Source organism: Microcystis sp. LE19-10.1B, assembly GCF_027530565.1.
Lineage (GTDB): Bacteria > Cyanobacteriota > Cyanobacteriia > Cyanobacteriales > Microcystaceae > Microcystis > Microcystis aeruginosa.
The window spans coordinates 1-26,748 of the sequence record NZ_JAPZQM010000336.1; the positions used below are offsets into that span (position 1 = coordinate 1).

The 26,748-nt window shown below is 42.9% G+C and carries 30 protein-coding genes, 1 tRNA gene and 1 pseudogene; 16 read left to right on the forward strand and 16 right to left on the reverse strand.

Features of this window, described 5'->3' with window-relative positions; all coding sequences use genetic code 11:
- Positions 1–39 precede the first annotated feature (39 nt).
- From O9332_RS11870 to O9332_RS11890, 5 genes and pseudogenes are all read right to left on the reverse strand, one after another.
- The gene (locus O9332_RS11870) at positions 40–219 is read right to left on the reverse strand and encodes a hypothetical protein (RefSeq protein ID WP_190720315.1); all 180 of its coding nucleotides are present in this window, start codon (positions 217–219) and stop codon (positions 40–42) included.
- Positions 220–344: 125 nt separating this feature from the next.
- Positions 345–437: pseudogene (locus tag O9332_RS11875) on the reverse strand (PEP-CTERM sorting domain-containing protein); the annotation flags it as partial.
- A gap of 5 nt (positions 438–442) precedes the next feature.
- Positions 443–796 carry an immunity protein CdiI family protein gene (locus O9332_RS11880; RefSeq protein WP_036402756.1) on the reverse strand — a complete coding sequence of 118 codons (354 nt, stop codon included), beginning with the start codon at positions 794–796 and terminating at the stop codon, positions 443–445.
- Between the two features lie 5 nt (positions 797–801).
- A complete protein-coding gene (locus O9332_RS11885; RefSeq protein ID WP_002759905.1) occupies positions 802–1,218 on the reverse strand; it encodes a hypothetical protein in 417 nt (138 codons plus the stop codon).
- Between the two features lie 115 nt (positions 1,219–1,333).
- A complete protein-coding gene (locus tag O9332_RS11890; protein WP_288025679.1) occupies positions 1,334–2,197 on the reverse strand; it encodes a PEP-CTERM sorting domain-containing protein in 864 nt (287 codons plus the stop codon).
- A gap of 245 nt (positions 2,198–2,442) precedes the next feature.
- On the opposite strand from O9332_RS11890, the gene O9332_RS28410 reads away from it, so the two are divergent.
- Together O9332_RS28410 and O9332_RS11895 are read left to right on the forward strand one after the other, a co-directional pair.
- The gene (locus O9332_RS28410) at positions 2,443–2,727 is read left to right on the forward strand and encodes a DUF6888 family protein (RefSeq protein WP_052275851.1); all 285 of its coding nucleotides are present in this window, start codon (positions 2,443–2,445) and stop codon (positions 2,725–2,727) included.
- On the forward strand, positions 2,724–2,960 hold the full coding sequence (locus O9332_RS11895; RefSeq protein ID WP_223210673.1) for a DUF6887 family protein: 237 nt from the start codon (positions 2,724–2,726) through the stop codon (positions 2,958–2,960). The genes O9332_RS28410 and O9332_RS11895 overlap by 4 nt, the downstream gene beginning before the upstream one ends.
- A gap of 219 nt (positions 2,961–3,179) precedes the next feature.
- Here the strand turns inward: O9332_RS11895 and O9332_RS11900 are convergent, their stop codons facing one another.
- Together O9332_RS11900 and O9332_RS11905 are read right to left on the reverse strand one after the other, a co-directional pair.
- A complete protein-coding gene (locus O9332_RS11900) occupies positions 3,180–3,407 on the reverse strand; it encodes a hypothetical protein (protein WP_002735928.1) in 228 nt (75 codons plus the stop codon).
- The gene (locus O9332_RS11905) at positions 3,395–3,697 is read right to left on the reverse strand and encodes a hypothetical protein (RefSeq protein ID WP_002759084.1); all 303 of its coding nucleotides are present in this window, start codon (positions 3,695–3,697) and stop codon (positions 3,395–3,397) included. Before O9332_RS11905 ends, O9332_RS11900 begins: the two co-directional genes overlap by 13 nt.
- Before the next feature lie 8 nt (positions 3,698–3,705).
- Between O9332_RS11905 and O9332_RS11910 the strand changes: the two genes are divergently transcribed.
- Positions 3,706–3,867, forward strand: a complete 162-nt coding sequence (locus O9332_RS11910) for a hypothetical protein (RefSeq protein WP_155120386.1) — start codon at positions 3,706–3,708, stop codon at positions 3,865–3,867.
- A gap of 255 nt (positions 3,868–4,122) precedes the next feature.
- Here O9332_RS11910 and asnS read toward each other — a convergent pair whose 3' ends face one another.
- Positions 4,123–5,487: an asparagine--tRNA ligase gene (gene asnS, locus O9332_RS11915; protein WP_288025710.1), complete on the reverse strand. Its 1,365-nt coding sequence runs from the start codon at positions 5,485–5,487 to the stop codon at positions 4,123–4,125.
- A gap of 201 nt (positions 5,488–5,688) precedes the next feature.
- On the opposite strand from asnS, the gene O9332_RS11920 reads away from it, so the two are divergent.
- Complete coding sequence (locus O9332_RS11920) at positions 5,689–6,084, forward strand: NINE protein (protein ID WP_002759086.1); 396 nt, start codon at positions 5,689–5,691, stop codon at positions 6,082–6,084.
- Positions 6,084–6,614: a ComEA family DNA-binding protein gene (locus O9332_RS11925; protein ID WP_002759087.1), complete on the forward strand. Its 531-nt coding sequence runs from the start codon at positions 6,084–6,086 to the stop codon at positions 6,612–6,614. Before O9332_RS11920 ends, O9332_RS11925 begins: the two co-directional genes overlap by 1 nt.
- Positions 6,615–6,819: 205 nt before the next feature.
- On the opposite strand, the gene gyrA is transcribed toward O9332_RS11925, so the two are convergent.
- Positions 6,820–9,372 (reverse strand): DNA gyrase subunit A, encoded by a 2,553-nt coding sequence (gene gyrA, locus O9332_RS11930; protein ID WP_288025712.1) that lies wholly within the window; start codon positions 9,370–9,372, stop codon positions 6,820–6,822.
- 267 nt (positions 9,373–9,639) lie between these two features.
- Between gyrA and O9332_RS11935 the strand changes: the two genes are divergently transcribed.
- Complete coding sequence (locus O9332_RS11935) at positions 9,640–10,791, forward strand: DNA cytosine methyltransferase (RefSeq protein WP_288025714.1); 1,152 nt, start codon at positions 9,640–9,642, stop codon at positions 10,789–10,791.
- Position 10,792: 1 nt separating this feature from the next.
- Here the strand turns inward: O9332_RS11935 and O9332_RS11940 are convergent, their stop codons facing one another.
- Together O9332_RS11940 and O9332_RS11945 are read right to left on the reverse strand one after the other, a co-directional pair.
- Complete coding sequence (locus O9332_RS11940) at positions 10,793–11,518, reverse strand: hypothetical protein (protein ID WP_002759091.1); 726 nt, start codon at positions 11,516–11,518, stop codon at positions 10,793–10,795.
- Complete coding sequence (locus tag O9332_RS11945) at positions 11,515–11,763, reverse strand: helix-turn-helix domain-containing protein (protein ID WP_002759092.1); 249 nt, start codon at positions 11,761–11,763, stop codon at positions 11,515–11,517. Before O9332_RS11945 ends, O9332_RS11940 begins: the two co-directional genes overlap by 4 nt.
- Positions 11,764–11,949: 186 nt before the next feature.
- Between O9332_RS11945 and O9332_RS11950 the strand changes: the two genes are divergently transcribed.
- The 3 genes from O9332_RS11950 to O9332_RS11960 are packed head-to-tail and all read left to right on the forward strand — an operon-like array spanning position 11,950 to position 13,413.
- A complete protein-coding gene (locus O9332_RS11950) occupies positions 11,950–12,123 on the forward strand; it encodes a hypothetical protein (RefSeq protein ID WP_002759093.1) in 174 nt (57 codons plus the stop codon).
- The gene (locus O9332_RS11955) at positions 12,077–12,601 is read left to right on the forward strand and encodes a hypothetical protein (protein WP_002759094.1); all 525 of its coding nucleotides are present in this window, start codon (positions 12,077–12,079) and stop codon (positions 12,599–12,601) included. The genes O9332_RS11950 and O9332_RS11955 overlap by 47 nt, the downstream gene beginning before the upstream one ends.
- Positions 12,601–13,413 (forward strand): urease accessory protein UreD, encoded by an 813-nt coding sequence (locus O9332_RS11960; RefSeq protein WP_288025718.1) that lies wholly within the window; start codon positions 12,601–12,603, stop codon positions 13,411–13,413. The genes O9332_RS11955 and O9332_RS11960 overlap by 1 nt, the downstream gene beginning before the upstream one ends.
- Before the next feature lie 21 nt (positions 13,414–13,434).
- On the opposite strand, the gene ispE is transcribed toward O9332_RS11960, so the two are convergent.
- A complete protein-coding gene (gene ispE / locus O9332_RS11965; RefSeq protein WP_288025720.1) occupies positions 13,435–14,376 on the reverse strand; it encodes a 4-(cytidine 5'-diphospho)-2-C-methyl-D-erythritol kinase in 942 nt (313 codons plus the stop codon).
- A 17-nt stretch (positions 14,377–14,393) separates the two neighbouring features.
- Positions 14,394–15,200 (reverse strand): 16S rRNA (adenine(1518)-N(6)/adenine(1519)-N(6))-dimethyltransferase RsmA, encoded by an 807-nt coding sequence (gene rsmA, locus O9332_RS11970; protein WP_002759099.1) that lies wholly within the window; start codon positions 15,198–15,200, stop codon positions 14,394–14,396.
- Positions 15,201–15,322: 122 nt separating this feature from the next.
- On the opposite strand from rsmA, the gene crcB (O9332_RS11975) reads away from it, so the two are divergent.
- Together crcB (O9332_RS11975) and crcB (O9332_RS11980) are read left to right on the forward strand one after the other, a co-directional pair.
- A complete protein-coding gene (gene crcB / locus O9332_RS11975; RefSeq protein WP_002759101.1) occupies positions 15,323–15,712 on the forward strand; it encodes a fluoride efflux transporter CrcB in 390 nt (129 codons plus the stop codon).
- Positions 15,713–15,857: 145 nt separating this feature from the next.
- A complete protein-coding gene (gene crcB / locus O9332_RS11980) occupies positions 15,858–16,262 on the forward strand; it encodes a fluoride efflux transporter CrcB (RefSeq protein ID WP_002759103.1) in 405 nt (134 codons plus the stop codon).
- A 176-nt stretch (positions 16,263–16,438) separates the two neighbouring features.
- Here the strand turns inward: crcB (O9332_RS11980) and hpnA are convergent, their stop codons facing one another.
- Entirely contained in the window at positions 16,439–17,425 is a 987-nt protein-coding gene (gene hpnA, locus O9332_RS11985) for a hopanoid-associated sugar epimerase (RefSeq protein ID WP_002759104.1), read from the reverse strand.
- A gap of 169 nt (positions 17,426–17,594) precedes the next feature.
- Here hpnA and O9332_RS11990 point away from each other — a divergent pair, with 169 nt between their 5' ends.
- Positions 17,595–20,129: a glycogen/starch/alpha-glucan phosphorylase gene (locus O9332_RS11990; RefSeq protein ID WP_288025724.1), complete on the forward strand. Its 2,535-nt coding sequence runs from the start codon at positions 17,595–17,597 to the stop codon at positions 20,127–20,129.
- A gap of 85 nt (positions 20,130–20,214) precedes the next feature.
- On the opposite strand, the gene O9332_RS11995 is transcribed toward O9332_RS11990, so the two are convergent.
- Both O9332_RS11995 and O9332_RS12000 read right to left on the reverse strand, forming a co-directional pair.
- Positions 20,215–20,288, reverse strand: a tRNA-Asp gene (locus O9332_RS11995).
- Positions 20,266–20,436: a hypothetical protein gene (locus O9332_RS12000; RefSeq protein WP_196219822.1), complete on the reverse strand. Its 171-nt coding sequence runs from the start codon at positions 20,434–20,436 to the stop codon at positions 20,266–20,268. Before O9332_RS12000 ends, O9332_RS11995 begins: the two co-directional genes overlap by 23 nt.
- A gap of 368 nt (positions 20,437–20,804) precedes the next feature.
- Between O9332_RS12000 and O9332_RS12005 the strand changes: the two genes are divergently transcribed.
- The 4 genes from O9332_RS12005 to O9332_RS12020 all read left to right on the forward strand — a co-directional run bounded on the left by O9332_RS12005 (position 20,805) and on the right by O9332_RS12020 (position 26,568).
- On the forward strand, positions 20,805–21,134 hold the full coding sequence (locus O9332_RS12005) for a COP23 domain-containing protein (RefSeq protein ID WP_002759107.1): 330 nt from the start codon (positions 20,805–20,807) through the stop codon (positions 21,132–21,134).
- A gap of 24 nt (positions 21,135–21,158) precedes the next feature.
- Complete coding sequence (locus tag O9332_RS12010; protein ID WP_002759109.1) at positions 21,159–21,326, forward strand: hypothetical protein; 168 nt, start codon at positions 21,159–21,161, stop codon at positions 21,324–21,326.
- Positions 21,327–21,483: 157 nt separating this feature from the next.
- The gene (locus O9332_RS12015) at positions 21,484–26,103 is read left to right on the forward strand and encodes a tetratricopeptide repeat protein (RefSeq protein WP_002759111.1); all 4,620 of its coding nucleotides are present in this window, start codon (positions 21,484–21,486) and stop codon (positions 26,101–26,103) included.
- A gap of 141 nt (positions 26,104–26,244) precedes the next feature.
- Positions 26,245–26,568, forward strand: coding sequence for a hypothetical protein (locus tag O9332_RS12020; RefSeq protein ID WP_002759112.1), 324 nt, complete (start codon positions 26,245–26,247; stop codon positions 26,566–26,568).
- Positions 26,569–26,748: the final 180 nt, after the last annotated feature.

Genomic DNA, 26,748 nt, shown 5'->3' on the forward strand with positions numbered 1-26,748 from the left:
CTTGAGCTTAAATTCTTTTTTGCCGATGCCATGAGCTTCCTACCAATGGACTTCAGCTAACCTTACTATACCATTGGCAAGCTGAACTTGGGCTATGCCCTTTAATTTTCTCCATTTACCTTTGCCATACTGTTTTTGCAACCGTTCCCGATTACGAATTCCTGTTCCTGTGGCAATAATCTCGATATTCGTAATATCGCTGATAATCTCAAAGTCCACGATCGATCAAGCAATCTTAAAGAGTGGCCTTTCATTATAGCATCTATTGCCAAAAAAGAGATATAAAAAAACAAACCCCCCTCAAGATTGATTGAAGGAGTATTGATGGTATTTTTAGAGGCAATTTAGCCGACTTTTGTGGTTTCTTTTTCAGTGGATTTAGAGGGTTTTAGTTGGCGCTTAAGGGTTGCACCTGCGCCGAGAGTGCCGAGGGTGATGATACTCAAACTGTTATTTTTTGTACTGTAGATTTTGTGGTTATTTCCTTAGGATGTCTGAACAATTGACCTTCATTTTGGTAGAAAACTTCATAATCCGGGGCCAGTTCAAGACGTAACTGTTTCCATAAACTAATTCCTTCTTGTTTAAAATCCATTTCAGCTTGCTGATTAGGAAAATCTGATAAAGGTGGATAGTCTTGATTTAAAGTCTTATCGTAAGTATCCTGCCATGCGTTTAAACGCTGAATAGTTGCTTGACTTAATGGCAATTCTTCAGGAGCAATGTTATCAATTTCATCTACTCCCCAAAGTGGGTAACTTCCATAATCTGCCCAAAGTTTGATTCTGATTGCCATAACTATCATTCCTGAATAAGTTTGTTAATTAATCGAGTTGGAGTTGGATTAGCACTCACTAAGTAACCATTATGACTAATTTCTAGAGAAACATACTGAATAATTCCATTGATTTCTACTTGATAAATTATGCGACTTTTTCCTTGTATGCCAATAATTTTTCCCTCACTAATAGCTGTTACAATTAAATCGGGAATTTGTTCTTCAGTAATACCTCTCTGGAGAAAATCTTCTCGATGATTTTCTAGAATATGCAGCAATCCAGAACCTTTGTCACCTGCTTTTCCAGTTTCTAGAAAAACAATTTTCCCGCTAGGATCTTGAGTAATTATGATAATATTTTCTGGGGTATGTTTGATTGCTGCTTTTTTAAGTTCAGCAATCAGGAGTTTTTTCTGATCGTTGTTCGGATTCGACCTCATTGCCGATTATAGCTCAAGATTGCGTAAGTTGATCTAGTTTACTCATCCCTCAATTATACAATAAAACCCCCTCAAGATTGATTGAAGGGGTATTTATGGTATTTTTAGAAGCAATTTAGCCTACTTTTGTGGTTTCTTTTTCGGTGGATTTAGAGGGTTTTAGTTTACGCTTAAGGGTTGAAGCTGCGCCGAGAGTACCGAGGGTAATGATGCCAAGAATGGAAGAGGGTTCAGGAACACATGGTAAACCATTGCTTTCATTAAATGACACAAAGGCTACATTTTTACTTGGTGTATTCAGCAATAAATCTTGAAGTTTTTTCTTGTTATTATTAACAGTGCAAAAATTGCAATTGTAAATATCTCCACCACCCGAAGGTTTTGGAGGTTTTGGTTTCTTTTTTGAACTAACGCTAAAGCTCCCTGTAGCGAAACTAGATATCGCTATTGTTGCAGGATACACATAACTACTGTTTGTCGTCCCTGTACCTATTCCTTGAAAATTTTGGTTTGGTAGTCCGTCTTGTCTGAATATTCCGTTAAATGTATCGTTCCATATACGATCACCTGATGTTTCATTGCCTATCTTAGTCGCAGATAAAATATTCCCGCTTTCTTGAAGAGTTATAGTAAGAGGGTCACTAAATCCAATAGCAGTTGCTAATAAATTATATTCAGCAGTAACTGTGCCCGTATCATAATTAAATTCAAAGAAAGACTCCAAATCTGGATCTAAACTAATACTAAGTTCTCCAGTATTTATAATTCCAGAACCTATATCTAAATCTAAATTATTGACAGTACCACTGTAAAAACTAAAAACCTCTCTGTCAATTCCAGTAAGAAAATCTCCTGGAGAACCTAATATAGGCGTAGCAGCATTTGCAGAAGAAGAGAGAAAACATCCAAAAGCTAAAACTCCAATTATTATTGATGCAGTTTTTGATGTCGCCACCAAAGCACAAGTCGAGTTTTTCATTTTAATTGTCCTAAATTTCAGTGCGATCGCCCCCTCGTAGTCAGGTCAAGCAACAACCCAACCCAACACCAAAGGGAGATAGCAGAAGAATACACACTCCCCCCCCCACAACTGTATCAAAAGCTACAATTTAATAAATCTTTATATTTCTCTCCCTAGCTTAGGGGTTGACAGAGCAGGGAGTCTCAGGTGTTTTCCGCTGTTTTACCCCTTCTCAGACGAACTATCCTCTTCCTTGAGTTATTGTGGCGCGGTCTGTCGGATTCGTCTTTGCGTTCATCTCTGTCTCGAAGTTGTTGAAGCAGATTCTCTATTTTGTTATAATTAGTGTCATTCGTTCGGTTTTGGGAGGGAAAAATATTCCGACACTTGCACAACTCTTACAATGTTATACCCTATCTTGTTGGGCAACAAGGTTTTATTTACCAATTAACTTAATAAGATTGGATGATCGTACTAAAAATATTTTCATGTTAATTGGTGAAGGTATTGAGATTGAAATTAAACCTAATGGACAATGGATAAAATGAATCAAAAACCTAATTTTAAAACTATGACCTCTCAAGAATTAAAAAGTTATGTATTATCTCATCGTGAGGATGACGAAGCTTTTTATGCTTATGTAGATAAGCTAAATGAAAGAAAAGATCGAGTAGTTTATCCACCTTTAAACTCCTTAGAAGATCTGGAAAAATATCCCGAAGTTATTGAACAAATGCGTCAAGATTCCCGTCATAATTTTCAGCAAAATGAGTTAACTTAGATACAGTGCGATCGCACTCTCTCGCAGTCAGGTCAAGCAATAGCCCAACCCAAGACAGAAGGAGGATAACAGCACAGCACACACCCCCCACAACTGTATCAAAAGCTACAATTTATAAATCTTTACATTTCTCTCCCTGACGAGCTATCCACCATGAAACCCATCCTCAACGCCCAGATGATTTCGGAAGTTAGAGGACAACCAGAATCACGACCAATATCAACGGACGGGACTCAACTGCCCCAGTTCAACGCTCACTGCATCAAAGCGATTGTCCCCAGGGCGATAGGAGAGAATTTCCAAGCCAATCGGCTCGCCACTGGTGGAATCCTTAATCAGAATCACCCCATCCCCCAGTTCAGTACAAATCTGCTCCTTTCTGGGTTGCTGCCAGAAGACAGTCAGTAATTCCGTTTCCGGTTCATAGAAAACTTTTACTTGAGCCATAGCATTTCCCCTTCTTTAATCCCATCGGTTTGGTAGGCAGTAATCAAGAACCCATCTCCATTCAAACGCCGAGCCACTGCCACAACCCAACGTTTTTCCTGTCGCTGGCGATAAAATAGCAGCACCCCAGCATCGTGGCTACTGCGTCGAATTTCATCTGGTGAAGCTAGGGTAAGGGTCACTAATTCCTCCAACTCCTCAAGGTCAGGATGTTTGCCCATTAGCCTCTGCCAATAACCTTCTGAAGTTCTAACTGTAAATCCCAAAGGGGTAACAACTTCAAATTTCATTCCCAATCATGGATAGGATTCTCGTTTCGGTGTTCGATAAATATAGTGGTCGTGTTGCCGATGCTCAATCTTCAATTCCTGAATCTACAAGACAATTGGCAATGAGTTGGTCAAATTGCTCCCAATCTTCACTATCCCATGATGAATTATCATTTGATGTAGTATTTTGAGCGGATTCGATAAAGGTAATAATAACCGATTCTCCATACAACCACACATACTATCCCCCGTAACTGTATCAAAAGTTACAATTTAATAAATCTTTATATTTCTCTCCCTAACTAGCGATCGAGATTTTGGGGTTTTTGGGGAGTTCAAGAGCTTGGACTTGTACAATAAAGTTGTACAAGTCTCCAAAGACCAAGCAAATTAGCGCTAAAAGCTCAAGGATTACAACTTTTCTCCCGTCGATCCTAGACATCAACCTAAAAGTCGGCACTTAAAGGGGTACGGGGGAAAGGAATCACATCGCGAATATTGGTCATTCCCGTCATGAATTGTACCAGACGCTCGAATCCTAAACCAAAACCAGCGTGGGGAACGGAACCGTAGCGACGCAGATCTAAATACCACCACAAATCATCGGGATTCATTCCCTGTTCCTGCATTCTTTGGATTAATACATCTAATCGTTCTTCCCGTTGGGAACCGCCGATAATTTCGCCGATCTTGGGTGCTAAAATATCCATAGCGGAAACGGTTTTATTACTGTCATCTAGACGCATATAAAAAGCTTTGATTGTCTTGGGATAATTGGTGACAATCACGGGTTTTTTAAATAGTTCTTCCGCTAGATAACGTTCGTGTTCTGACTGTAGATCTACGCCCCATTCTACCGGAAACTCGAACTGACGATCAGCTTTTTCTAATAACTCGATCGCTTCGCTATAGGTAATCCGGCCAAACTCGCTATTAACGATATTCTCGGCCGTACTTAACACCGTTTTATCGATACGTTCGTTAAAAAACTGCAAATCTTCGGGACAATTTTCTAAGACGAATTTAAAGATATATTTCAGAAAAGCTTCCGCTAAATCCTGATCTCCTTCCAGATCACAAAAAGCCATTTCCGGTTCCACCATCCAAAACTCGGCCAGATGACGGGAAGTATTAGAATTTTCGGCGCGAAAAGTCGGGCCAAAAGTGTAAACATTAGATAAAGCCATGGCCATTACTTCCGCTTGTAATTGTCCACTGACGGTTAAATAGGCCCGTTTACCAAAGAAATCCGCGGCAAAATTGGCGGGTTTTTTTAAATCTAAACTGGTGACAGTAAATAATTCCCCCGCACCTTCGCAGTCGTTAGCGGTAATAATGGGAGTATGTACCCAAATAAAGCCCTTTTCTTGGAAAAAAGTGTGGATAGCGGTAGCGCAAGCGTTTCTAACCCGCATTACTGCTCCTAGGGTGTTGGTTCTTGCTCGCAGATGGGCAATAGTTCTTAGGAATTCAAAGGAATGACGTTTCTTTTGTAGGGGATAATCCGGGGGACAGTCACCATAAAGGGTGATTTCGGCCGCTTTTAACTCGATATTTTGCCCTTTACCCGGGGAAGGAACCAAATTTCCCGAAACAGCGATCGCCGTTCCTGTACTAATTGTTTTTAGTACATTTTCATAATCGGGTAAAGTCGGTTCGAGGATAACTTGTAAGTTGGCTAGGGATGAGCCATCATTAACTTCCAGGAAAGTAAATTCTTTTAATTCTCGTTTTGTTCTCACCCAACCCTGCACGGTGACGGATTGATCCGGTTGTCCTGTTTGAAAGATTTCCTTGATTCTGCTAGTCATTGCTTATCCCTATGTTAAGTGGCTGAGTGGAATTAAATATAAGATGAACGTAGGTTGGGTTGAAGCATGAAACCCAACGCCAGATTATGTTACGCTACCGCTAACCCATCCTACAAATAATTGTGTCTCCCTACTTAGAACCAAAGAGTATTTTAGAATAGAAAGTCCAGATCAGGCTAAAATCAATCTCGAACAGGTGTCATGCTTCTGGTGGAAAAATTATTAAGTAAGCCCAAAAGCCGTAAATTAGCGATTTTTTTGGCTTTTATCGGCAGCATTCTCGCTTTACCCTTTCCTATCGCCGGTATTCATAAATTCTATCTCGGTCAACCTCTCTGGGGAATTATTTATCTTCTGCTCTGGCAAACTCCGATTCCCCGGGTGGCTTGCGCGATCGATGCAGTGTGGTATTTAATCCAAGATAACCAATTTTTGGCTAACTATTTTCCCACTGCCACCGCTGCTGCCACTGTCCCCAGTTTAGAGCCTAAACAAGTAGAGGCGATCGGGGCAGCTTTAAGGGAATTAGAGCGCCTCCGGCAAGAAGGATTAATTTCTGAGTACGAATTTGAAGAAAAACGGCGACAACTACTATAATGACACCGCAAAACTGGTTAGGGCGCACTTTTAACCCTTTAAAAGCCAAAATTAGCAATGATCCCTATTATCGCTTTCGTTCCCTCGATGAGATCGCTATGGCGGCGCAATTGGGCATTAAAATTAATGTCAGTCAAGCGGGTGTGGATGATTGGCTGCGATTGCCGGGGATATCCATCCATCAAGCGCGAATGTTGGTGGAATTGTCGGGTATGGGGGTAGAATTGCTTTGTCTCGAAGATCTAGCGGCTGCTTTGAGTGTTCCTGTGGCTAGATTGAAAGCTTGGGAGCCGATTCTAGAATTTGCCTATTATAGTCGGGAAAGTCACCTCGCACCCCCTAAAATCAATCCTAACACCGCTTCGATCGAGCAGTTAACCACCTTACCCCTGATCAGCGATAATTTGGCAGCTGCCATTATTAAAAACAGGGAAGAACAGGGATTATTTAAGAATATTGTGGATTTTAAAGGGCGTTTATCCCTAGACGCTCAGGAAATCTCCCAATTAATGCACTTTTTCCAGTTTTAATCCCAAATCATCAGAACAGGAGACAGGAGACAGGAGTCAGGAGATAGGAGATAGGAGTCAGGAGATAGGAGTCAGGAGTCAGGAGATAGGAGATAGGAGACAGAAGATTAGTTTTATTTATTCTCCCCACACCCCACACCCCACACCCCACACCCCACACCCCACACCCCACACCCCACACCCTACACCCCACCAACAAACTTTTCTAAATGTCTTCAGATTCCTCGCCATCATTAGGGGGAACTAGGGCCACCGCAGCGATCGCATCGTCCTCATCGAGTTTTTGTACCCGGATGCCTCCGGCCGATCGCGATTGAGGAGTAATAGCATCGACGGATTGACGGATGATAATACCCCGTGCGGTGATAATCATAAATTCCTCGTGGGGGTTAACAACGTGCAGAGCCGCTAATTTATCGTTCTTTTTGCGGAATTTAATCACTCTGACTCCTAATCCCGCCCGATTTTGCAGACGTAGGAGGGTAACGGGAACCCGTTTTCCTAGTCCTGCCATGGTAATCGCTAACACCCAGGGGCCATTATTAGCCACTTCGGGGTTAATTTCTTCGCTTTCGTCCTCGGTTTCTTCTTCGTTAGATTCAGCGATTTGGGCGACAATTTGACTAGGCAGGATGTCCATACTAATTAATTCGTCACCTGAGCGCAATTTCATCGATTTTACGCCCTTAGTTGCCCTTCCCAGGGAGCGCAATTGTTGACTATCGGCCTTAAAATGAATTGCCATCCCCTGACGAGAACCGATAATGACGCTATCTTCCTCTTTAGCCAAGCGAACCCAACGTAGTTGATCACCGTCTTCGAGAGAAATGGCGATTAAACCGTTCGATCGAATATTACTAAAGGCAGCGAGGGCGGTTTTCTTGATAAATCCCTTTTGTGTGAGCATAATCAGGTAATTATCCTCGCTGAACTCGCTGACTGCCACCACCGAGGTGATTTTCTCCCCTTTGGGAATCTCTAACAGTTGCACGATGGGAACGCCGCGAGCGGTACGGGAACCGGTGGGGATATGATAGGCGTTGAGACTATAGACAACCCCGCGATCGGTGAAAAAGAGAACGCTATCGTGATCGCGGCAGGTGATAAAGTGATCGATGCCGTCGTCTTCTTTCATTTTCGCCCCAGCTTTGCCCCTTGTCGCCCGATTTTGGGACTCAAAGGTATTAACGGGCATTCTTTTGATGTAACCCTGTTCGGTGACGAGAATTAAGGCTTGTTCGTTGGCAATCAGGTCAGTTTCGGCGATTTCTCCTTCCCGTTGTTCAATATGAGTGCGACGCGGGGTAGCGTGAATCGTTTTGATCTGTTGCAGTTCTTCCTCGATAATGCTGTCGATCCGTTCTTTTCTGGCTAAAATATCCTGAAGATCGCCGATTTTTGTCAGTAATTCCCCGTGTTCTTGCTGAATTTTCTCCGATTCTAGGGCGGTTAACCGTCGCAGCTGCATTTGTAGGATTGCGTCCGCTTGCACCTCTGAAAGACCAAAATTCTGCACTAATCCCTCTTTTGCACTAGCTGTGTCGGCCGCACTGCGAATTAGGGCAATGACTGCATCGAGACTAGCGAGGGCAATTAGTAAACCCTGAAGGATATGATCCCTTTCCTCGGCCTTGCGGAGTTCATAACGGGTACGACGGGTGATCACTTCTACCCGAAAATCGAGGAAAACCCGAAGAAACTCCCTTAAGGTCAGTAATCTCGGTTCGTTATCGACTAATGCCAACATATTCGCCCCAAAATTCGACTGGAGGGGCGTTTGTTTATAAAGATTGTTGAGGACGACGCGAGGATAGGCATCTCGTTTGAGTTCGATCACTACCCGGATGCCGTCGCGATCGCTTTCGTCCCGCACATCGGAAATACCGTCTATTTTGCGATCATTGACCAAATCGGCGATTTTTTCGATTAATGCCGCTTTATTGGTTTGATAGGGCAGTTCGGTGATGATAATAGCATCTCGATCGGGTCTTCCCCTTTGTTCGATGGTTTCAAAGGAGGCGACTCCCCGCAGGGTAATGGAACCCCGGCCGGTGGTGTAAGCTTCCTGAATGCCGTCTCTGCCAAGGATATGCCCCCCGGTGGGAAAGTCCGGCCCTGGGATATAACGCTGTAATTCCGTATCGGTGAGATCCGGGTTATGGATGAGGGCAACGGTTCCATCGATAATCTCGGCCAGGTTGTGGGGGGGAATATTGGTGGCCATACCGACGGCGATCCCCGATGAGCCATTAATTAGCAGTTGTGGGACTCTAGAGGGCAAAACCACGGGTTCCTGTTGGGAACCATCGAAGTTATCGGCAAAATCGACGGTTTCTGACTCGATATCCTGTAGTAGGGCGTTGGTGGCCAGGGTGTGCAGACGACACTCGGTATAACGCATGGCTGCCGGGGGATCGTTATCGATCGATCCGAAGTTACCATGACCGTTAATCAGGGGATCGCGCATGGAGAAATCCTGGGCCATGCGGACGAGGGCATCGTAAACAGCAGTATCCCCGTGGGGGTGGTATTTTCCTAATACTTCCCCGACGACTCTAGCGCATTTCCGGAAGGGGCGATCGGGGGTTAATCCTAGTTCGTACATCGCATAAAGAATGCGCCGGTGTACGGGTTTCAGTCCGTCCCTAGCGTCGGGCAAGGCGCGCCCAACGATGACGCTCATGGCGTATTCTAGGTAGGAACGGGACATTTCATTGCTTAAGTCTGTGGGGACGACATGATCCTGGGCGGCGGTCATAGGGGGGTTAACTCCAATAACAAGGCAAAAAAAGCGTTTTTGTGAGTAAATTCGCTAAAAATCGGGTTTTTACCCTTTTGATGTGCAAAATATGCCCATTTGTACGACTATTTTACCATAAAATCCCTCTTTTTTGGGGTTTGAGGCGGCACTCAAACTTTTGCCGAAAGTCTCTTCCCTCATTCCGGCCCGATCTTGACACTCTGTGGACTATCTGTCACAATATTGTCATGTAGGCCATTTGTTCTTAAAGTAATGGATTTGCAATTGTCATTATTTCCAGATAATCAACCAAGTCAGGCGGTAAGCAAACAGAAAAAAGCCAAGTTAGGTCGTTACGAAAGAATTCAGCGCGAACTAGCAACGGTAAAGCGTGATCCCTATCAAGTCCTGGTCGATGTTAACGTTCCGCTTAAGCCTCTCAATAGCTATAATTTTATCGATCTATTCTCCGGTGCGGGCGGTATAACCCAAGGTTTATTGCAAGCAGGTTTTAACCCTGTAGCCAGTGCAGAAATTAGCCCGATCGCCTCAGCAACCCATCAAAAGAATTTTCCCAATTGTCATCATTTTTGTGGTGATATACATGATTTTAATACTCAAGAATGGTTGGCCAAAATTGGCAATCCATTCATTCATCTTGTGGTGGGCGGACCACCATGTCAAGGATTTTCTGTTGCTGGAAAACGAGATGCTAATGATCCGAGGAATCATCTCTTTCAAGAATTTATCCGCCTTGTTTCTGAAATACAGCCTTGGTACGTTGTCATGGAGAATGTACCCGGTATTCTAACAATAAAAAAAGGAGAAATTAAGCAAAATATTCTGGAAGCTTTTCAAAGTATTGGCTATGGAAATATTTCAATAGCAATTCTTGAATCTGCCGCCTATGGCGTTCCTCAAATAAGACCAAGAGCTATTTTCATAGCTAATAGATTTGGGCTGCCAAATCCTTATCCAAGTCCTCAATTAGTACCGGAGAAATACCAACCGATTGAAGCCGCTATCTGCGATTTACCTGCTTATGAACCTCTTCCCAGTATCAATCACGAATGGACTCGTCACTCCCCCGAATATATGGCCAGAATAGCTCAAGTTCCTCCCGGGGGTTCCTTATATGAAAGTTATGTTGATGCCTTCAAACGACAGTATCGGGGTAAGCCAAGTATGACAATTAAAGAAAATCATGGCGGTACTCATATCCATCCCTATTTAAATCGGGTTATTTCAGCCAGAGAAATGGCTAGATTACAAACTTTTCCCGATTCCTTTATTTTTGAAGGAACAATGAAAAAAGCGATGTGGCAAATTGGAAACGCCGTACCTCCACGTTTGGCAGAGTGTATTGGCTATGCTCTTATTCCCTACTTAAATCTAATAGCTACAGGTAATAAAAATATTGGAGAGGTGGCAAGATAAATCACCGCTCTTCAGTCAATTTGATATTAAGAGAATTACGCCATGTTTCCAAATCATACCAACCGCAACCTACACAGCCATGTTCTGCTTCTGCTCCAGATTGAGGAATATTTTCCGGCCAGTTCTCTCCACCGGAATACCAAAATCTGATATCCATTGGTGTTCCTCGCTTACCAGTTTTAATACATTTTTCACAACTTCTTGACTTTAATAAATTATGATTTCCCGCACTATCTTTTTTGAGAAGCTGAAACTTGTTTCTCATCTCAGCTACACTCATATTGACATCATGACTTGGTTCACTTATCCCCCAACGTTCCATAGGAAAACGATGGTCAATAACCAGTTCATGTGACTGTCTGATTCTGTTTTCAATCACATCTTTATATCGATAAAACTCCAAAATTCTAGCCACTAATTGAGGCGGTATGTTGGCAGAGGCATTCGCCGCTCGCATCTCTCCAGTCCATCGATCCCAAGTTGTTGTTTTCTGACAAATTGGACAGTATTCTCGTTTTGTTTCTATTACTAGCCCCTGGCGACCGCTCCTATTTCCGCGCTCTAATCCTTGGATACCACCGCCACCAGCATATTGCTCCGATGCTATTTTTTTCCCTTCACAGGTACGACAATGCCAAGCTCGATCTGATAATAACTCGAAGACTTTGTACTGTGATGAACCCTGTTTAAACTTTGCTTTTATAGCTTCTACTAAATCAGAACTCATTCCGGTTTCTCTATTTCTATCTCTAAATTTTCCAGTAATTGGGATACAGTTATGTTTAAGCCCTTCGCCAGAGTGACAAGAGCGGTAAGAGAAGGATTTCTTACTCCTCGCTCTAGTCCAGATATATAGGTACGATCAAGATGGCAACGTAGCCCTAGTTCTTCTTGTGATATGCCTAAAGCTGCTCTATGCTCTCGGATCATTAACCCCAATGCCCTTAAAATTACTGCTTTTGATTTTTCCATAAAGTCTATAATCGTCCTTAGTGGACGATAAGTCCACGGACTATATGTCACAGGAATAATTTTCCTCTCCTCCCGTCAACCAAACAGCCTCTTAATCAGAATCAAAAGATCGTCAAGGCAGCTCACAGGGGGACAAAATCAGATTTTTTAGCAGTTTTTCCCTCGATAATTTAGGATAAAATAAAAATGCGATCGAGAGTTAATATTATGGCCCGATCGGCAGCTCAAGAATCGATGATGATTGAGCTTAATGATCCCTTAACTCTAGCGAACGCTATTATCCTGATTTTCCGAGCGCAAAAATTACCCCAAAATGCTTACCCCTCTCCTCTGGCAAAGTGCCAATCCCCACCCCGATAATCTGGATAATTTCCAAATTATTAGCCAATGGTGGCAAGATTTAAATCTTAAGGAAGTCTTCTGGCAACAGCGTTTAATTCCCGATACTGGCTCTCTGGAAGATATTAATTGGGAGCAGCAAGGTTTTGATGAAAAATTTAGCATCCAAATGCCTCAAATTCGGGGGATTACCCTCTATTGGCATAAATCTACTTTTGCTGACGAAAGAAGCATGACACCCAAACAATTAATCTTAGATCGGGAACGGGAGCAGTTATATATTTATCCCCAATCCCAACCTAGTTTAGTTATTCGGGTGACGAAACCCCGTCTGGTTTATCAAAAATTCGAGCTAAAAAACCCTCTCATGGTCGGCAAAAAAGCGGAAAGTGAATATATTTTACTGATCAGGGATAAAGAACAGCAAATAGAAGTTAAAATTAATCTCAGTCCTGAAAATTATCGGCAATTTCTAGAAACCATGACTGAGGAGCAATAATGTGGCAGGGAAACCTAGAACTAATTTACAAGCAAAAAAATCTCGCAACCCAGATTAATCATGTCTATGCTACCGCCCCTTTAAAAGTACAAAGACCTTTTTATCCCGAAGGAAAAAATCTTTGTCATACGGTGATTTTACACACGGCGGGGGGAATAGTTGGGGGTGATGTTCTTCAACAAAAAATTCATCTCCAAGCCGCTACTAATGCCCTGATTACCACTGCTTCTGCCGGAAAAGTTTACCAGAGTAATGGTCAGATAGCCCAGCAATTAATCGAGATTAAAATCGATGACAATGCCGGGTTAGAATGGCTACCCCAAGAAACAATTATCTTTAATGGTGCAGCATTTCGCCAACATTTACGAGTGGATTTAGGGGAAAATAGCAGTTGGTTGGGATGGGAAATTACCCGTTTTGGTCGCAGTGCCCGAGGGGAGAAATTTTTAGCGGGAGAATGGCATTCTAATTGGGAAATTTGGCGATCTGGACAACCTTTATGGCTCGATCGATCCTGCCTGTTAGGTGGTAAAATGATCGAGGGATTTTCTGGTTTAAATGATAGCGCCCTGATCGGTACTTTAGTTTATATCGGTCAACCGGTGGGCAGAAATTTAATCGAGAAAGTGAGAGATTTTTCCCTAGAAGGAGAGAGGGGAGTTACTAACACTTTAGGAGATGGTCTTTTGTGTCGTTATCGGGGTAATTCTAGCGGTGAAGTGCGACAATGGTTTCAGCAGGTTTGGCAAATTTTAAGGCGAGAAATGAGCGATCGAGAGGCAATTATTCCGCGAGTTTGGTTATCTTGGTAAAGGCGGTCAATTTTAATTTTCTCAAGTCACTTGAATGCCTGTATCGGTGATTGGGGCTATCCAAAATTGTAGATCGGGAGCGACGAGAATTTCCCGGGCCTCTTTAACAATAGTTTCCGCCACTTCCTGAGATGAACAGAGAGTAAAAACCGTTGGGCCAGAGCCTGACATCATCGTTCCCAAGCCGCCTAAATCCCCTAGAACCTGTCTTAACTCGGCTACGAGGGTAAATTGGGGTAAAACCACCTTTTCGAGGTCATTATGGATAAATTTGCCGATAGCGGCTGGTTTTTTCTGGGCGATCGCTTGTACCAAAGCCCCGGAACTCACCTGCTGACGACGGTGATGAAATTCCTCTGGAGAAGACAGATAGGTATCCTGAAATTTTTGCCGATAGCTTTGGTAGGCCCAGGGTGTAGAAACGGATAAATGATCGTATTTAGCTAAAATCACCCATAATCCAGTCAGAGGAGCGATAGGATCGAGAATTTCTCCCCTTCCCGTACAGATAACCGTTCCTCCTGTCACACAAAAGGAAGTATCGGATCCCAATCTTGCCGCTAAAGTTTCTAATTCCGGATGGGTTAAGCCTAATTCCCAGATTAAATCGATGCCGACTAACACCGCCGCCGCGTTGGTGGACCCCCCCGCTAAACCGGCAGCCACGGGAATATGTTTCTCGATGGTGATATCGATGCCGCCGTAATTGGCAAAGAGGCGGGGGAATTCCTTCGCCATCAAAGTGGCGGCGCGATGGGCGAGATTACTGCTATCTTGGGGGACGAGGGGATGAGAGCAAAAGAGGCGGAATTCCTGCAATCCGTTCGGCCGGAGAGTGATGCGATCGCATAATGCCACCGTCTGCATCACCATGACTAACTCGTGGAAACCATCAGGGCGATCGCCAACGATTTCTAGATATAAATTAATTTTAGCGGGGGCTAGAAGGGTATAACTGTGCATTTGTCAAGAAAAAAAATCTAAAATTTTGGCAATTGACCTAATTTTTCCGCCAAGTCAATCCATTGCGATAAACTGAGATCTTCGGCGCGAGCGAGGGGATTAATCTCTAATTGTGTCAGGATTTGGCTTAATCGATCGCTATCTAGACAATTTTTTAGATTATTGCGTAACATTTTGCGCCGGTTGGCAAAACCCCAGCTAATTAAAGTGGACAAAAAGGCCGCATTACCGACATTTTTCGGGAAAACACGGGGTAAAAGCTGAATTACCGCCGAATCCACCCGGGGAGGTGGGGAAAAGGCTCGCCGGGGGACATCACAAATCCATCGACAATCGGCAAGGTATTGAATGCGGACGCTGAGAGCGCTGTAAGCTTTGGTGGAGGGGACAGCGACTAATCTTTCGGCGACTTCTTTCTGGACCAAGAGGGTAATACTCTGGTAAGGGGGGGTGAAGGGATGGGCGATCGAACCGAGCAGCTTTTCCAGGATCGGACCGGTGATATTATAGGGAATATTAGCCACTACTTTATTAACTGGCGGCAGTTGCTCGGGTTTAAGGGTAAGAAAGTCGCCTGGGATGAGATGAAAGTTATCTTGTTGGCCAAATTTTTTATTTAAAATTGTCCATAGATATCGATCGATTTCTACAGCGACAACCAATTGAGCGCCATCGAGAAGACGACGGGTTAAAATGCCTGTACCCGGTCCGATTTCTAATACCCGATCCTCTGATTGTAAATCAGCAGCGCTGATGATGCGATCGAGTATCGATTCATCTTTTAACCAATGTTGTCCAAAACGTTTACGCGGTTGAATTTTCATACGTTTATCCTGAATGTCAGCTTGTCCTTGACAATAACACTCCTGAAAATATCGGCCATGCGATCGATAACCGCATCAATTATCATAGAGCCTAGGCAAAGATAGCAAAAAAATTAGAAACAATGTCAGATTTGAACGATGTTTTCGCAATTGTAGCAGGAGCGGTTCCAGGGGCGTTATCTCGTTATCATATTACCGAATGGACAAAAGCGAAATTCGGCTTGCACTTTCCATCTGGAACCTTTATTATTAATTTAACTGGCTGTCTAGCTATCGGCTTTTTTTGGGCTATTTTACCCAGTGTTCCCTTTTATTCCCACCAACTAGATTTAATGGTGAGAACGGGATTTTTAGGAGCTTATACCACCTTTTCTACCTATAGTTTAGATATCCTGATCCTCTGGCGCAATCAGCAAAATTTTCTCAGTCTTTTTTTTGCCGTTGCTAGTATAATTTTCGGATTGATTGCCGTGAGAATCGGGGCAGCTATTGCCCAATTTTTTCTAGGTTAAGTAGGTAGGCGTTAAAAACTATCAGATGCCCCCCTTATCAAGGGGGGATTAAGGGGGGATCGAACCTAAAATCCATTTTAAATTTAATTATAACCAGCTACTTAATTCTCCAATTTATTTACTATTGAAGGGCAGGAGAGACAGCATGAATTTTTTCAGGGGTCGTTATGGTTTATTCGTGGCGATTGGGGCTATTTTTGGGGCTTTAAGTCGTTTTTATATTGCGGAATTAATTGACAGTATCTTTGGTCAAGAATGGGGATTTTGGGCGACATTTTTTGTCAATGTTTCTGGCTGTTTAATTATTGCCTATATCTTTACTATGGTTAAGGAAAATATTCGTATAATTGCCCCAGAATTAGGATTGATGATTGCCACGGGTTTTTGTGGTTCCTATACAACTTTTTCTACCTATAGTTTGGAGGTCAACAAATTTTTAGAGCAGGGAAACTTGACTTTCGGTTTAATTTATTGGCTCGGCAGTGTTTTTGGGGGGATGATTGCGCTTAAAATTGGAGTTATTTTAGCAAGAACAGGTTTTCCTAGATGAATTATTAAATAGATTTTGCGTCTGATCCCCCCTGTCCCTAGGGTTGATTCATAGTAGGGTTGATTCATGAATCAACCCTACTACCTTGATAAGGGGGGTGTCTGACAACTTTTAACACCTAACTACTTAAGCATTTCAGCACAATTGAGACCATCTTTTTCCCTTCCTACTCAGTCTTAATAAGTAATGTCTTCATTGGTTTGAAACCAATTGACGGCATCAGCTAAAGCTTGTCTAATCGGCGATTGCGGTAAGCCCAGTTCTTGCACTGCCTTCGAGGAATCGTAGTACATGGACTGTTTTGACATTTTCACGCCATCAAGGGGTATAGAGGGCGATTTTCCGAAGACAGGAAGAACTTTTTCATCCAGCCAAGCTATTAGTAAAGGAATCCAAAAAGGTAAAACAATTTTCGGAGCATTTATGCTGGTAATTTCGGCTAATTCTGTCAACAAGGTTTTTAAAGAAGTGTTTTGATGACCTAAAATATATCTTTCGCCAGTTCTTCCCTTTTCTAAAGCTAATAAATGTCCCCAGGCCACATCGCGCACATCAATTAGATTTAATCCCGTATTCACATAAGCGGGCATTTTTCGCCGCAAAAAACGGAGAATAATGTCGCCAGTGGGTGTAGGCTTAAGATCAAAGGCTCCTATCGGCGTACTAGGATTAACTATAACGATATCCTGTCCTCTTTGCACTGCTTTCAATGCTTCCTGTTCTGCCCAATACTTTGATTTTTTATAATAACCCACCAATTGATGGGCGGGACTTTGATAAGTTTCATCGACACTTTCACCCTTTTTACCTACTCCAATAGCCGCCACAGAACTGGTATAAACTATTCTGGCAACTCCCGCTAAATGCGCCGATTCTAGCACATTTCTTGTACCTAAAACATTGTTTTGGTAGAGTTGATGTCTATCCTTTTGCCAGAGAGAATAGTGCGCCGCTACATGAAAGAGAACTTCGCATCCGACCATTAATTTAAATAAGTTCTCATCATTTAAATTACCCCGGACAATTTCCACGTCTAAACCCCGCAAATTTCTGAGATTACTCTGGGGACGGACGAGGACGCGCACTTGGTAGCCTTCGACTAAAAGCAATCGCACTAAATTCGCCCCGATAAAACCCGTTCCACCCGTCACAAAAGCACGCATTGCTCAAACTTTCCCCTATTTTCGCTTCCTATCGGTAATTGAAACTTAATCACCTTAACTTCATCATTACTATACCTTAATCTTAGTCAAGATTTAAGCTTTTCTTGATAAAATTTCAGGGCGGGTTATCTTAGACTAAGAGCAGCCAATCTTCAGTAAAAACACTCCTATGGATACATCTCCAGACACGAGTTTTGTTTGTCCGATTATCATCGAAGACGACAGAACAGGATTAGACACAGAAACTATCCGACGGGCTTTAAGGGATAATTTACTCTATATTCAAGGTAAATTACCGGAATTAGCCAGCAAAAACGATCTTTACATGGCCTTAGCTTATACCATCCGTGATCGTTTATTGCAGCGTTGGTTAACCACCCAACAAACCTATCTAAAAAAAGATGTCAGAACCGTTTGTTATCTCTCGGCCGAATTTTTAGTCGGTCCCCATTTGGCTAATAATTTAATTAATCTCGGTATCTACGAACAAGTCGAGAAAGCTGTCAGCGAATCGGGATTAAAACTAGAAGAATTAATTGCCCAGGAAGAAGAACCGGGGTTAGGAAATGGTGGTTTAGGTCGTTTAGCTGCCTGTTATCTCGATTCCCTTTCTACCCTAGAAATTCCAGCTATTGGTTACGGTATTCGCTACGAATTTGGTATCTTTGATCAAGAAATCCACGACGGTTGGCAGGTGGAAATAACCGATAAGTGGTTACAGTATGGAAATCCCTGGGAAATTGCCCGACCGGAATCATCGGTAGAGGTAAAATTTGGCGGTTATACCGAATCCTATACCGACGAAAATGGTAATTATCGCAGTCGTTGGATTCCCGATTATGTAGTCAAAGGAATTCCCTACGATACCCCAATTCTCGGCTATCGAGTTAACACCGCTAATACCATGCGTCTCTGGAAGTCAGAAGCTTGTGAATCTTTTGATTTTGGACGCTTTAATCGCGGCGATTATTATGGTGCGGTGGATAATAAAGTTCACTCGGAAAATATCAGTAAAGTTCTCTATCCTAATGATGAACCAATTCAAGGCAAAGAACTGCGTTTAGAACAGCAATATTTCTTTGTTTCCTGTTCCCTACAGGATCTGATTCGTATTCACTTACATGAAAACCCCAGTCTCGATAATTTTCATCAAAAATGGTCGGTACAATTGAATGATACTCATCCTTCTGTCGGGGTAGCTGAGTTAATGCGCTTGTTAATTGATGTGCATCATTTCGATTGGGATAAAGCTTGGTTTATTACTCAAAATACCTTCGCCTATACCAATCATACTCTTTTGCCAGAAGCTTTAGAAAAATGGCCTTTGAGTATTTTTGGTCGTCTTTTCCCCCGATTAATGGAAATTATCTATGAAATTAACTATCGTTTCTTGGATAAAATTCGCATTATTTATCCCCATGATGACGGCAAAATGTCCCGTTTGTCTATAATCGATGAAAGCGGCGAAAAATACGTCCGTATGGCTCACCTCGCCTGTGTGGGTTCCCAGGCAATTAATGGGGTGGCAGCCCTCCATACAGAATTACTTAAAAAAGATGTTCTGCGCGACTTCTATGAACTCTTTCCCGAAAAGTTTAGCAACAAAACCAATGGAGTTACTCCCCGGCGCTGGATAGTTTCTAGTAATCCCCGCTTGACTTTTGCGATTACCGAAAAAATCGGCGAAAATTGGATTAAGCATCTGGAGGATTTACGCGGTTTAGAAAACTATGTGGATGATGGGGGATTTCGGGACTCTTGGCGACAAATTAAATACGATATTAAGGCAGATTTAGCCAATTATATCGATAAAAAAGTCGGCATTAAAGTTGATCCTAGTACCCTCTTTGATGTGCAGGTAAAACGCATTCACGAATATAAACGGCAACATCTCAACGTTTTACATATCGTTACTCTCTATCATCGCATCAAAAATAATCCCAATCTCGATATTACCCCCCGTACCTTTATTTTTGGTGGTAAGGCAGCCCCGGGTTATTTTATGGCGAAATTAATCATTAAATTGATTAATTCTGTGGCAGAAGTGATCGATAATGATCCGACGATTGGAGGACGCTTAAAAGTGGTTTTCCTGCCCGATTATAATGTCACCTTCGGTCAACGGGTTTATCCAGCTGCCGACTTGTCCGAACAAATTTCCACCGCCGGGAAAGAAGCTTCGGGAACTGGTAATATGAAATTCTCCATGAATGGTGCCTTAACTATCGGCACTCTCGATGGGGCAAATATCGAAATTCGTGAAGAGGTGGGGGTGGAAAATTTCTTTCTTTTTGGCTTGACAACCGAGGAGGTTTATGCTAAGAAAGCCGCCGGTTATAATCCCCAAGAATACTATTACCATAACGAAGAATTGCGGGCAGTATTAGACCTCATTGGTTCGGGATTTTTTAGCCGGGGTGATAGTAGTTTATTCCGTCCGCTTGTGGATAATCTTATCTACAATGATCCCTATATGTTACTGGCCGATTATCAGTCCTATATCGACTGTCAGGAAGGAGTCGGTCACGCTTATAAAGATCAAGAACATTGGAGTCGTTTAGCAATTCTTAATGTGGCCCGCATGGGAAAATTCTCTAGCGATCGATCGATTCGGGAATACTGCGAGGAAATCTGGCGGGTACAACCGGTAAAGATTGAATTACCCGATTATACTCAAGCCAATGCCGGTTTATCGGTAAATTAGAAGCAATCTAGGCAGTAGTATCCTGTTCATTTATCCTACTGCCCACAGGTTAACCACCCTTGAGCGACTCTAATCTAGATTTCTACGGGATTGACGGGGCTCGAACCCGCAACTTCCGCCGTGACAGGGCGGTGCTCTAACCAATTGAACTACAATCCCATTTTTGCCACATTTCTGATTGTAACTTCATCATCAGGGTTATGTCAAGCACCTCTGGGAAAATTTTTTTTGAGGGAGTGGGGAAGTGGGAAGTGGGAAGTGGGAAGTGGGGAGAGGGGAGAAGGGAGTGGGGAGAGGGGGGAAACAATTCATAACTGGGTTGTTAAAGTTGGATTGGGAGTTAATCGTACTATTGATCAAAAACGGATTTGCTATACTTCCAACGGTCAAAATGTGAGTTTTTGCCGCTCTTCTCGACTTTGTATGATAATCAGTGCTGATCATTCCTAGTAGTCTTGCTAGGCAAAGCTTTGAAGACTATAGTTCTGGAAAATTATCCCTATTCTTCTTCCTTCCACACAGAAACGAAAAGAGCCGTTAGTTAAAGCCAAAAAATCCCAATCAAGTCAATCAGGAAAAATGTAAAGAATTATCAAAAAAAGTCCTTGGGCTAACACCCGCAGCAAAGACTTTGAGCTAGGATCTGCTTGTGGACAGACTAAGAAGGAGGTTTCTATGAAACTCAAATTGTTCGCTTCACTACTGGCAGCTAGTACGCTGGCTGTTGGGGCTTTGGCCATTGGTAGCCATCCTAGCTCGGCGCAAATGGATACCTACTTCTGTGGCAAATCGAAAGATGGCGTGCCTACTACCTATGCGCGTACTGCAACTGGAAAAAGAGTGGCAGTCATTCGATGGCAACAAAGAACGAGCAAGTTGACTCCTGAAGCTCGTTGTCAGACGGTCTCTGCCAAATTCCAGAAAGCTTACGAAGAAGGGTTACTGAATTACCTAACTTGGGGGATTCAGGACGGGCAGAAGGTGGTCTGCAGTGTTCGTCAATAGGGTGACACTTGCAGGGAAGGTTATATGTTATTCACGTTGCTCGACAAAAAAGACGATCCTACAAAAGTGGCTCAGGATGTCATGAATGGTGCTTATGCTGCTAGTGGCCCCGTGGTTCAATCTGAGGATGGTTCTCCTCAATATTACTACGACATGAATCAGTTCCTGCGCGAAGCACCAACTGAGGAATAAAACTAACGCTAAATAGGGCTAACCACAAGAAGTCTGCAAAGTTGCGTGAAGGGGTCAAGAGACATTCTAAACTGGTTAGAAAGTGAAGAAGGTCAATCTGTCTCCCTCATTAGTTTTTTTAGAAAATGGGGTAAGGCTCCATTAAGGAGACAAAAAGATGGTGGGGCAACAAACTAAGCATCGGTCAAAAGTTTTAGCAATCGGGATAAGTACCTTGTTGATGCTAACGATACCGGGTTTTTACCTGAGTATTCCTGCATCAAGAGTCTTTGCTCAACAGGCTGCCTCTCAGCTAACCTCAGAACAACTCAATCGGTTAGCCCGGTCTATTACTGTTAGAATCCATGCTGGTAACAGTAGGGGGTCGGGGACTTTGCTCTACAGGGAAGGTCAAGTTTATACTGTTTTGACCAACCAGCACGTCATGGAGTCAGAAACTGACTGCCGCATCCAGACACCAGATGGTCAAATTCATCAAGCTAAAGTAATTTCAGGAGTTGATTTTCGGGGGAATGATTTAGCTCTAGTTCAGTTCCAATCTGGTGGTGACTATACTGTAGCTCCTCTGGGAAATTTATCGGACTTGAAGGAAGGAGATGAGGTGTTTGCCGCTGGATTTCCTTTTGAGACTGATTTGTCTGAGCCAGGAGGATTTGTTTTTAGAGCAGGGCGAGTGTCCCTGTTGCTGGAAAAAGCTTTAAAAGGCGGCTACTGGATTGGCTACACTAATGAAATCGAACAAGGGATGAGTGGGGGTCCCCTCCTCAATGGCGAGGGTAAAGTTATTGGTATTAATGGCATACATGGGCAGCCCCTCAGTTTTGGCGATCCCTTTGTCTATCAGGATAATTCTAAGCCCAATGACGAACTTCGGGAAAGGATGAAGCGTTCTAGCTGGGCGCTTCCCATCGAAATCTTAGCTCAAATAGCACCCCAATTCATTCCTGCCAACCTAACTCAACAGCAGTCTCCAGTCACCAGAGCTACTACCAATTCTAGTTCCCAGTTAGTCAACAAAATTAATGATATTGCCAAAGAAACTTCAGTATTAATCACTTGGCCAACTAGCAATGGTTCAGGGGTTATTATAGCCAAAGATGGTAACACATACTACGTCCTCACGGCTGCCCATGTAGCGAGGGGAAATAGAGACCTGAAAGCAGTTACTCATGATGGTCAACAATATACGTTGAACAAAATAAAAGTTTGGGAGAAGGTTGACTTAGCCTTATTGCAGTTCACCAGTAATCAACCCTATCAAGTCGCTACTTTGGGAAACTATAACTTAGGACTTGAAGATAGCTTGGCTTTTGTCTCTGGCTGGCCAGGCTCGAAACAAGCTACCACGGCAACGGTAAATTCAGCCCGTCAATTTAATACTGGGTTTCTTTTAGGTTGGTTAAGGGGAACTAATGAGGCATTAAATGCTCGTTCTTTTTCCCAAGGTTACGAGTTAGTATATACCAACATCACTGAAGGCGGAATGAGTGGCGGTCCAGTGTTTGATTCAGAGGGTCGCCTGATTGGAATTCATACCATTATAGAGGGGGTCATAGATGACCAAGAAAGCCCTACTCCGCAAAATCGAAAACCTTTACTGGCACTAGGTTATAGCTTGGGTATCCCGATCCGTACCTTTCTAAACAAGATCAAACAGGAAAAAATTTCTCTAAATTTTAAAGAAGAGACTTCTTTACCACAGCGACTAACAGATACAGAAAAAGATGAAATTGTCAGTTTCTCTTTAGAGTTAAAAGAACTGGGAAGCAGTGCTGATGAGATTGATTGGCTGAATTATGGAAATAAACTGTGGCGATTGCGTCGATATCAACAAGCACAGATAGCTCTGGAAAAAGCGATCGAGATTAAGCCATCCTATGAAGCTTGGTTTGTTCACGGCATGGCACTGAAAAGTCAGAAAAAATATCAAGAAGCCAAAAAATCATTTCAGAAAGCTCTTACATACAAACCTGAATATAAAGTCGATAAGGATCTAGCTTTGCGTCAAGTGGGAGACTCAGCCTGGTATTCAGGAGACTACGAAGAAGCAGTTAAAGCTTTTAAAGAGGCGATTGAACTTAAACCTGATGACTTCATCCTTTATAACTGGCTAGCAGTTCCATTGAATGAATTAGGGCGTTATCCAGAAGCACTCAAGTCTGGCAATAAGGCGATTAAAATTAAACCAGACCATGCTGAGAGCTACTTTCGTCGTGGGCAAACCCGTCGGTACATGGGAGACTATCGAGGAGCAATCGCCGATGTCAATGAAGCTTTGCGCCTCCAACCAGATTTGGCGATCGCTTACCAATTCCGAGGCACACTGAAGTCAGAACAGGGAGACAATCAGGGAGCGATCGCCGATATTAATGAAGCGTTGCGCCTTCAGCCCGATAATGCCGGGGCTTATGCTGCTCGGGGAATTGTCTACGCTAGGATGGGAGACCAACAGAGACTTGCTGAGGACTTCAATAAAGCTCTAAGTCTCCAGCCTGACGATGCCTGGATTCATCAAAATCGTGGTTACGCCCGTTTTATCCTAAAAGACTATCAGAAAGCAGTTGAGGACTACACTGAAGCCATCCGCCTTGCTCCTGAATCAGCCTATCAATTCTACACGGAGCGGGGGTTTGTCCGCTATCAGCAGGAAGACTATAAAAAAGCTATTGAAGATTACACTGAGGCTTTGCGCTTCCGTCCTAACTATGTCATGGCTTATGTTCGCAGGGGGGAAGCTTACGCTAAGTTAGGGAATCAGCAGGGATTTACTGAAGATTTCAAGAAAGCTCTCAGCCTCCAGCCTGACAATGCCTGGATTTATACTGAGAGAGGAGATACCTACTTTTTTCTAAAGGACAAACAGAAAGGGATAGGAGATTACGACGAAGCTATACGTCTTGCTCCTGAATTGGCCGATTTTTACTATAACTGGCGCGGCAATCAGTTTTATGGACAGGAAGACTATAAGGCTGCGATTGTAGATTACACCAAAGCCATTGGACTCAAACCCGACGAGGCTTGGTATTATTACAACCGAGGGGATGCTTACAGGCTTCAGGAAGACTATAAAGAAGCCATTGCCGATTACACTGAAGCGATTCGCCTTAAACCTGACTTAGCTGATGCCTTCAATGGACGGGCTATTACTTATGCGCGTCAGAAGAACTATCAAGGAGCGATCGCTGATTACACGGAAGCGATTCGTCTTGACCCTAAATATGACGAAAATTATTACTCCCGCAGTCAAGTTCGTCAAGAGTTAGGAGATTTGCAGGGGGCATTAGCTGATTTAAATGAAGCAGTGCGCCTCGATCCTGATGATGTTGGCAATCTTCGAGAACGTGGAGATATTCGCCGTCAACTCAAAGACTATCAAGAAGCGATCGCTGATTACACGGAAGCAATACGTCTTAAACCTGACTTCGCTGATGCCTACAATGCACGAGGGCTGGCTTACCATCTTCAAGAAAAATATCCAGAAGCTATCAAAGACTATAGTGAAGCTGTTCGTATCTATCCTAAACCCTTTTACTATGGCAACCGAGGAGAAGCTCACAGACTCCAGGGAGACTATCAAGAAGCGATCACTGATTACACCGAAGCCATAGGTCTTAAACCTGACTTCGCTGATGCCTACAATGCACGAGGGTTGGCGAAGGCCGAGATAGGAGATAAACAAGGAGCAATTGAAGATTTGCAAAAAGCCGCACAACTTTTCCGTGAACAAGGGAATGACGATGCCTATCAAGTAGCACAGACAAAAATTCGAGAAATTCAAGGCATAAGCACAGAGGATGAACAGGTAAGTCGAGGCAATCCTCAAAATGTAGACGCTCATCTCGGCCGAGGTATTGCCAGCTATAAAAGAGAAGATTATCAGACGGCGATCGCTGAATATAATGAGGCTATTCGTCTCGCTCCTCAGAATGCTTTTGCTTACAATTTGCGAGGTAATGCTTATTTTGCTCAGGAAAATTATCAGCAAGCTATCAAAGACTATACCCAGGCTATTCGTCTAAATCCTAAGTTTGCTGTAGCCTACTCGAATCGGGGAAATATTTACTACGAATTAGAGGAATATAAGTCTGCTGTTTCTGATTACACCGAAGCGATTCGTATTAAACCTGATGATGCTGATTTCTACTTCAAACGGGGAGATGCTCGTGATCAATCAGAAGACTACTCAGGGGCAATTGCCGACTATACCGAAGCTATCCGTCTCAAACCCGACTATACCACAGCTTATTACTATCGAGGGATTAGCAAGTCTAAACAGAAAGACTATCAGGCGGCTATTTCTGATTACAGCCAAGCGATCAGTCAACTTAACTATTCTGGCATCGGAGTTCGCTTTGTAGATCGTGAGGGAATGCCTGGAATGTTTATTGGAGAAATCTTTAAGAATTCGCCAGCGGATCGGAGTTCGCTCAAAGTCGGAGATCAAGTTGTCGCTCTTAATGGCGAATCTACTCTTAATAAAACAACTGAAGAATTACAGCAACTCATTAATAACCAGGTCTTAAAAAAGGAAATTCTTGAAGTTACCTTAAAAATTAAACGGGAAGGACAAAGGGAATTTGATTTAACATTAATCAAAGCTCCAGTTATCAACCCTAAATCAGCAGAAATTTACATGAGTCGAGGTACTGCTTACCGCAAGTCAAACAATCTTCAAGGTGCGCGGGAAGATTTCCAAACAGCCGCCGATCTTTATCGACAACAAAATAATATAGAAATGTACCAAACAGCATTGGAAAAACTCAAAGAGATTCAGTAGAAGTCAGCATGAATGTAGTTGATTTAATTAATTTAGTTAGTGTATAATTTGTGTAATCCAGAATTAATGAGTTACTTTGGTGCGAGATAAAAATCTGGTTTGTTTAACTTAAAATACCTGTAATCAGTCAACATTAGCAAGATGAAACAACTATCCAAAAGTCACCAAAAATATCAAGGAAGAATCTTGTCAGACTCGATCATTTCACCCCAAGAATTAGCATTACGCAAAACTAGAAGAGATGAACTCGGTAGGCGCTGTCGAGAGATTTTTGAGCAAATACGTCCAGAATTGATCGAGAAATATTATAACTGGTTTATTGCTATTGAAGCCAATAGTGGAGATTATTTAATTGACCCTACCCTCGAAGGTTTAATGCAAAAAATTCGCCATCAATATGCGAATACAGAAGTTAAATTGACTACTTTCCGCCTCAATGAAACAGGAGCCTGTGGCATGATATGATTGTAGGCATATTTGGAGAAAATGGAGAGTTACTCTTTGAACCCACATTCCGCACCCTCAACTGTCACATAAGCTGTCCCCCTCCAGAGACTTGAGTAAAAATACTTATCTGGTGAAGGTTTTCTCGGTGGCCGTTAGGGGGATATTGAGACCCCTAATTATGAAAAAATAGGAATTGTT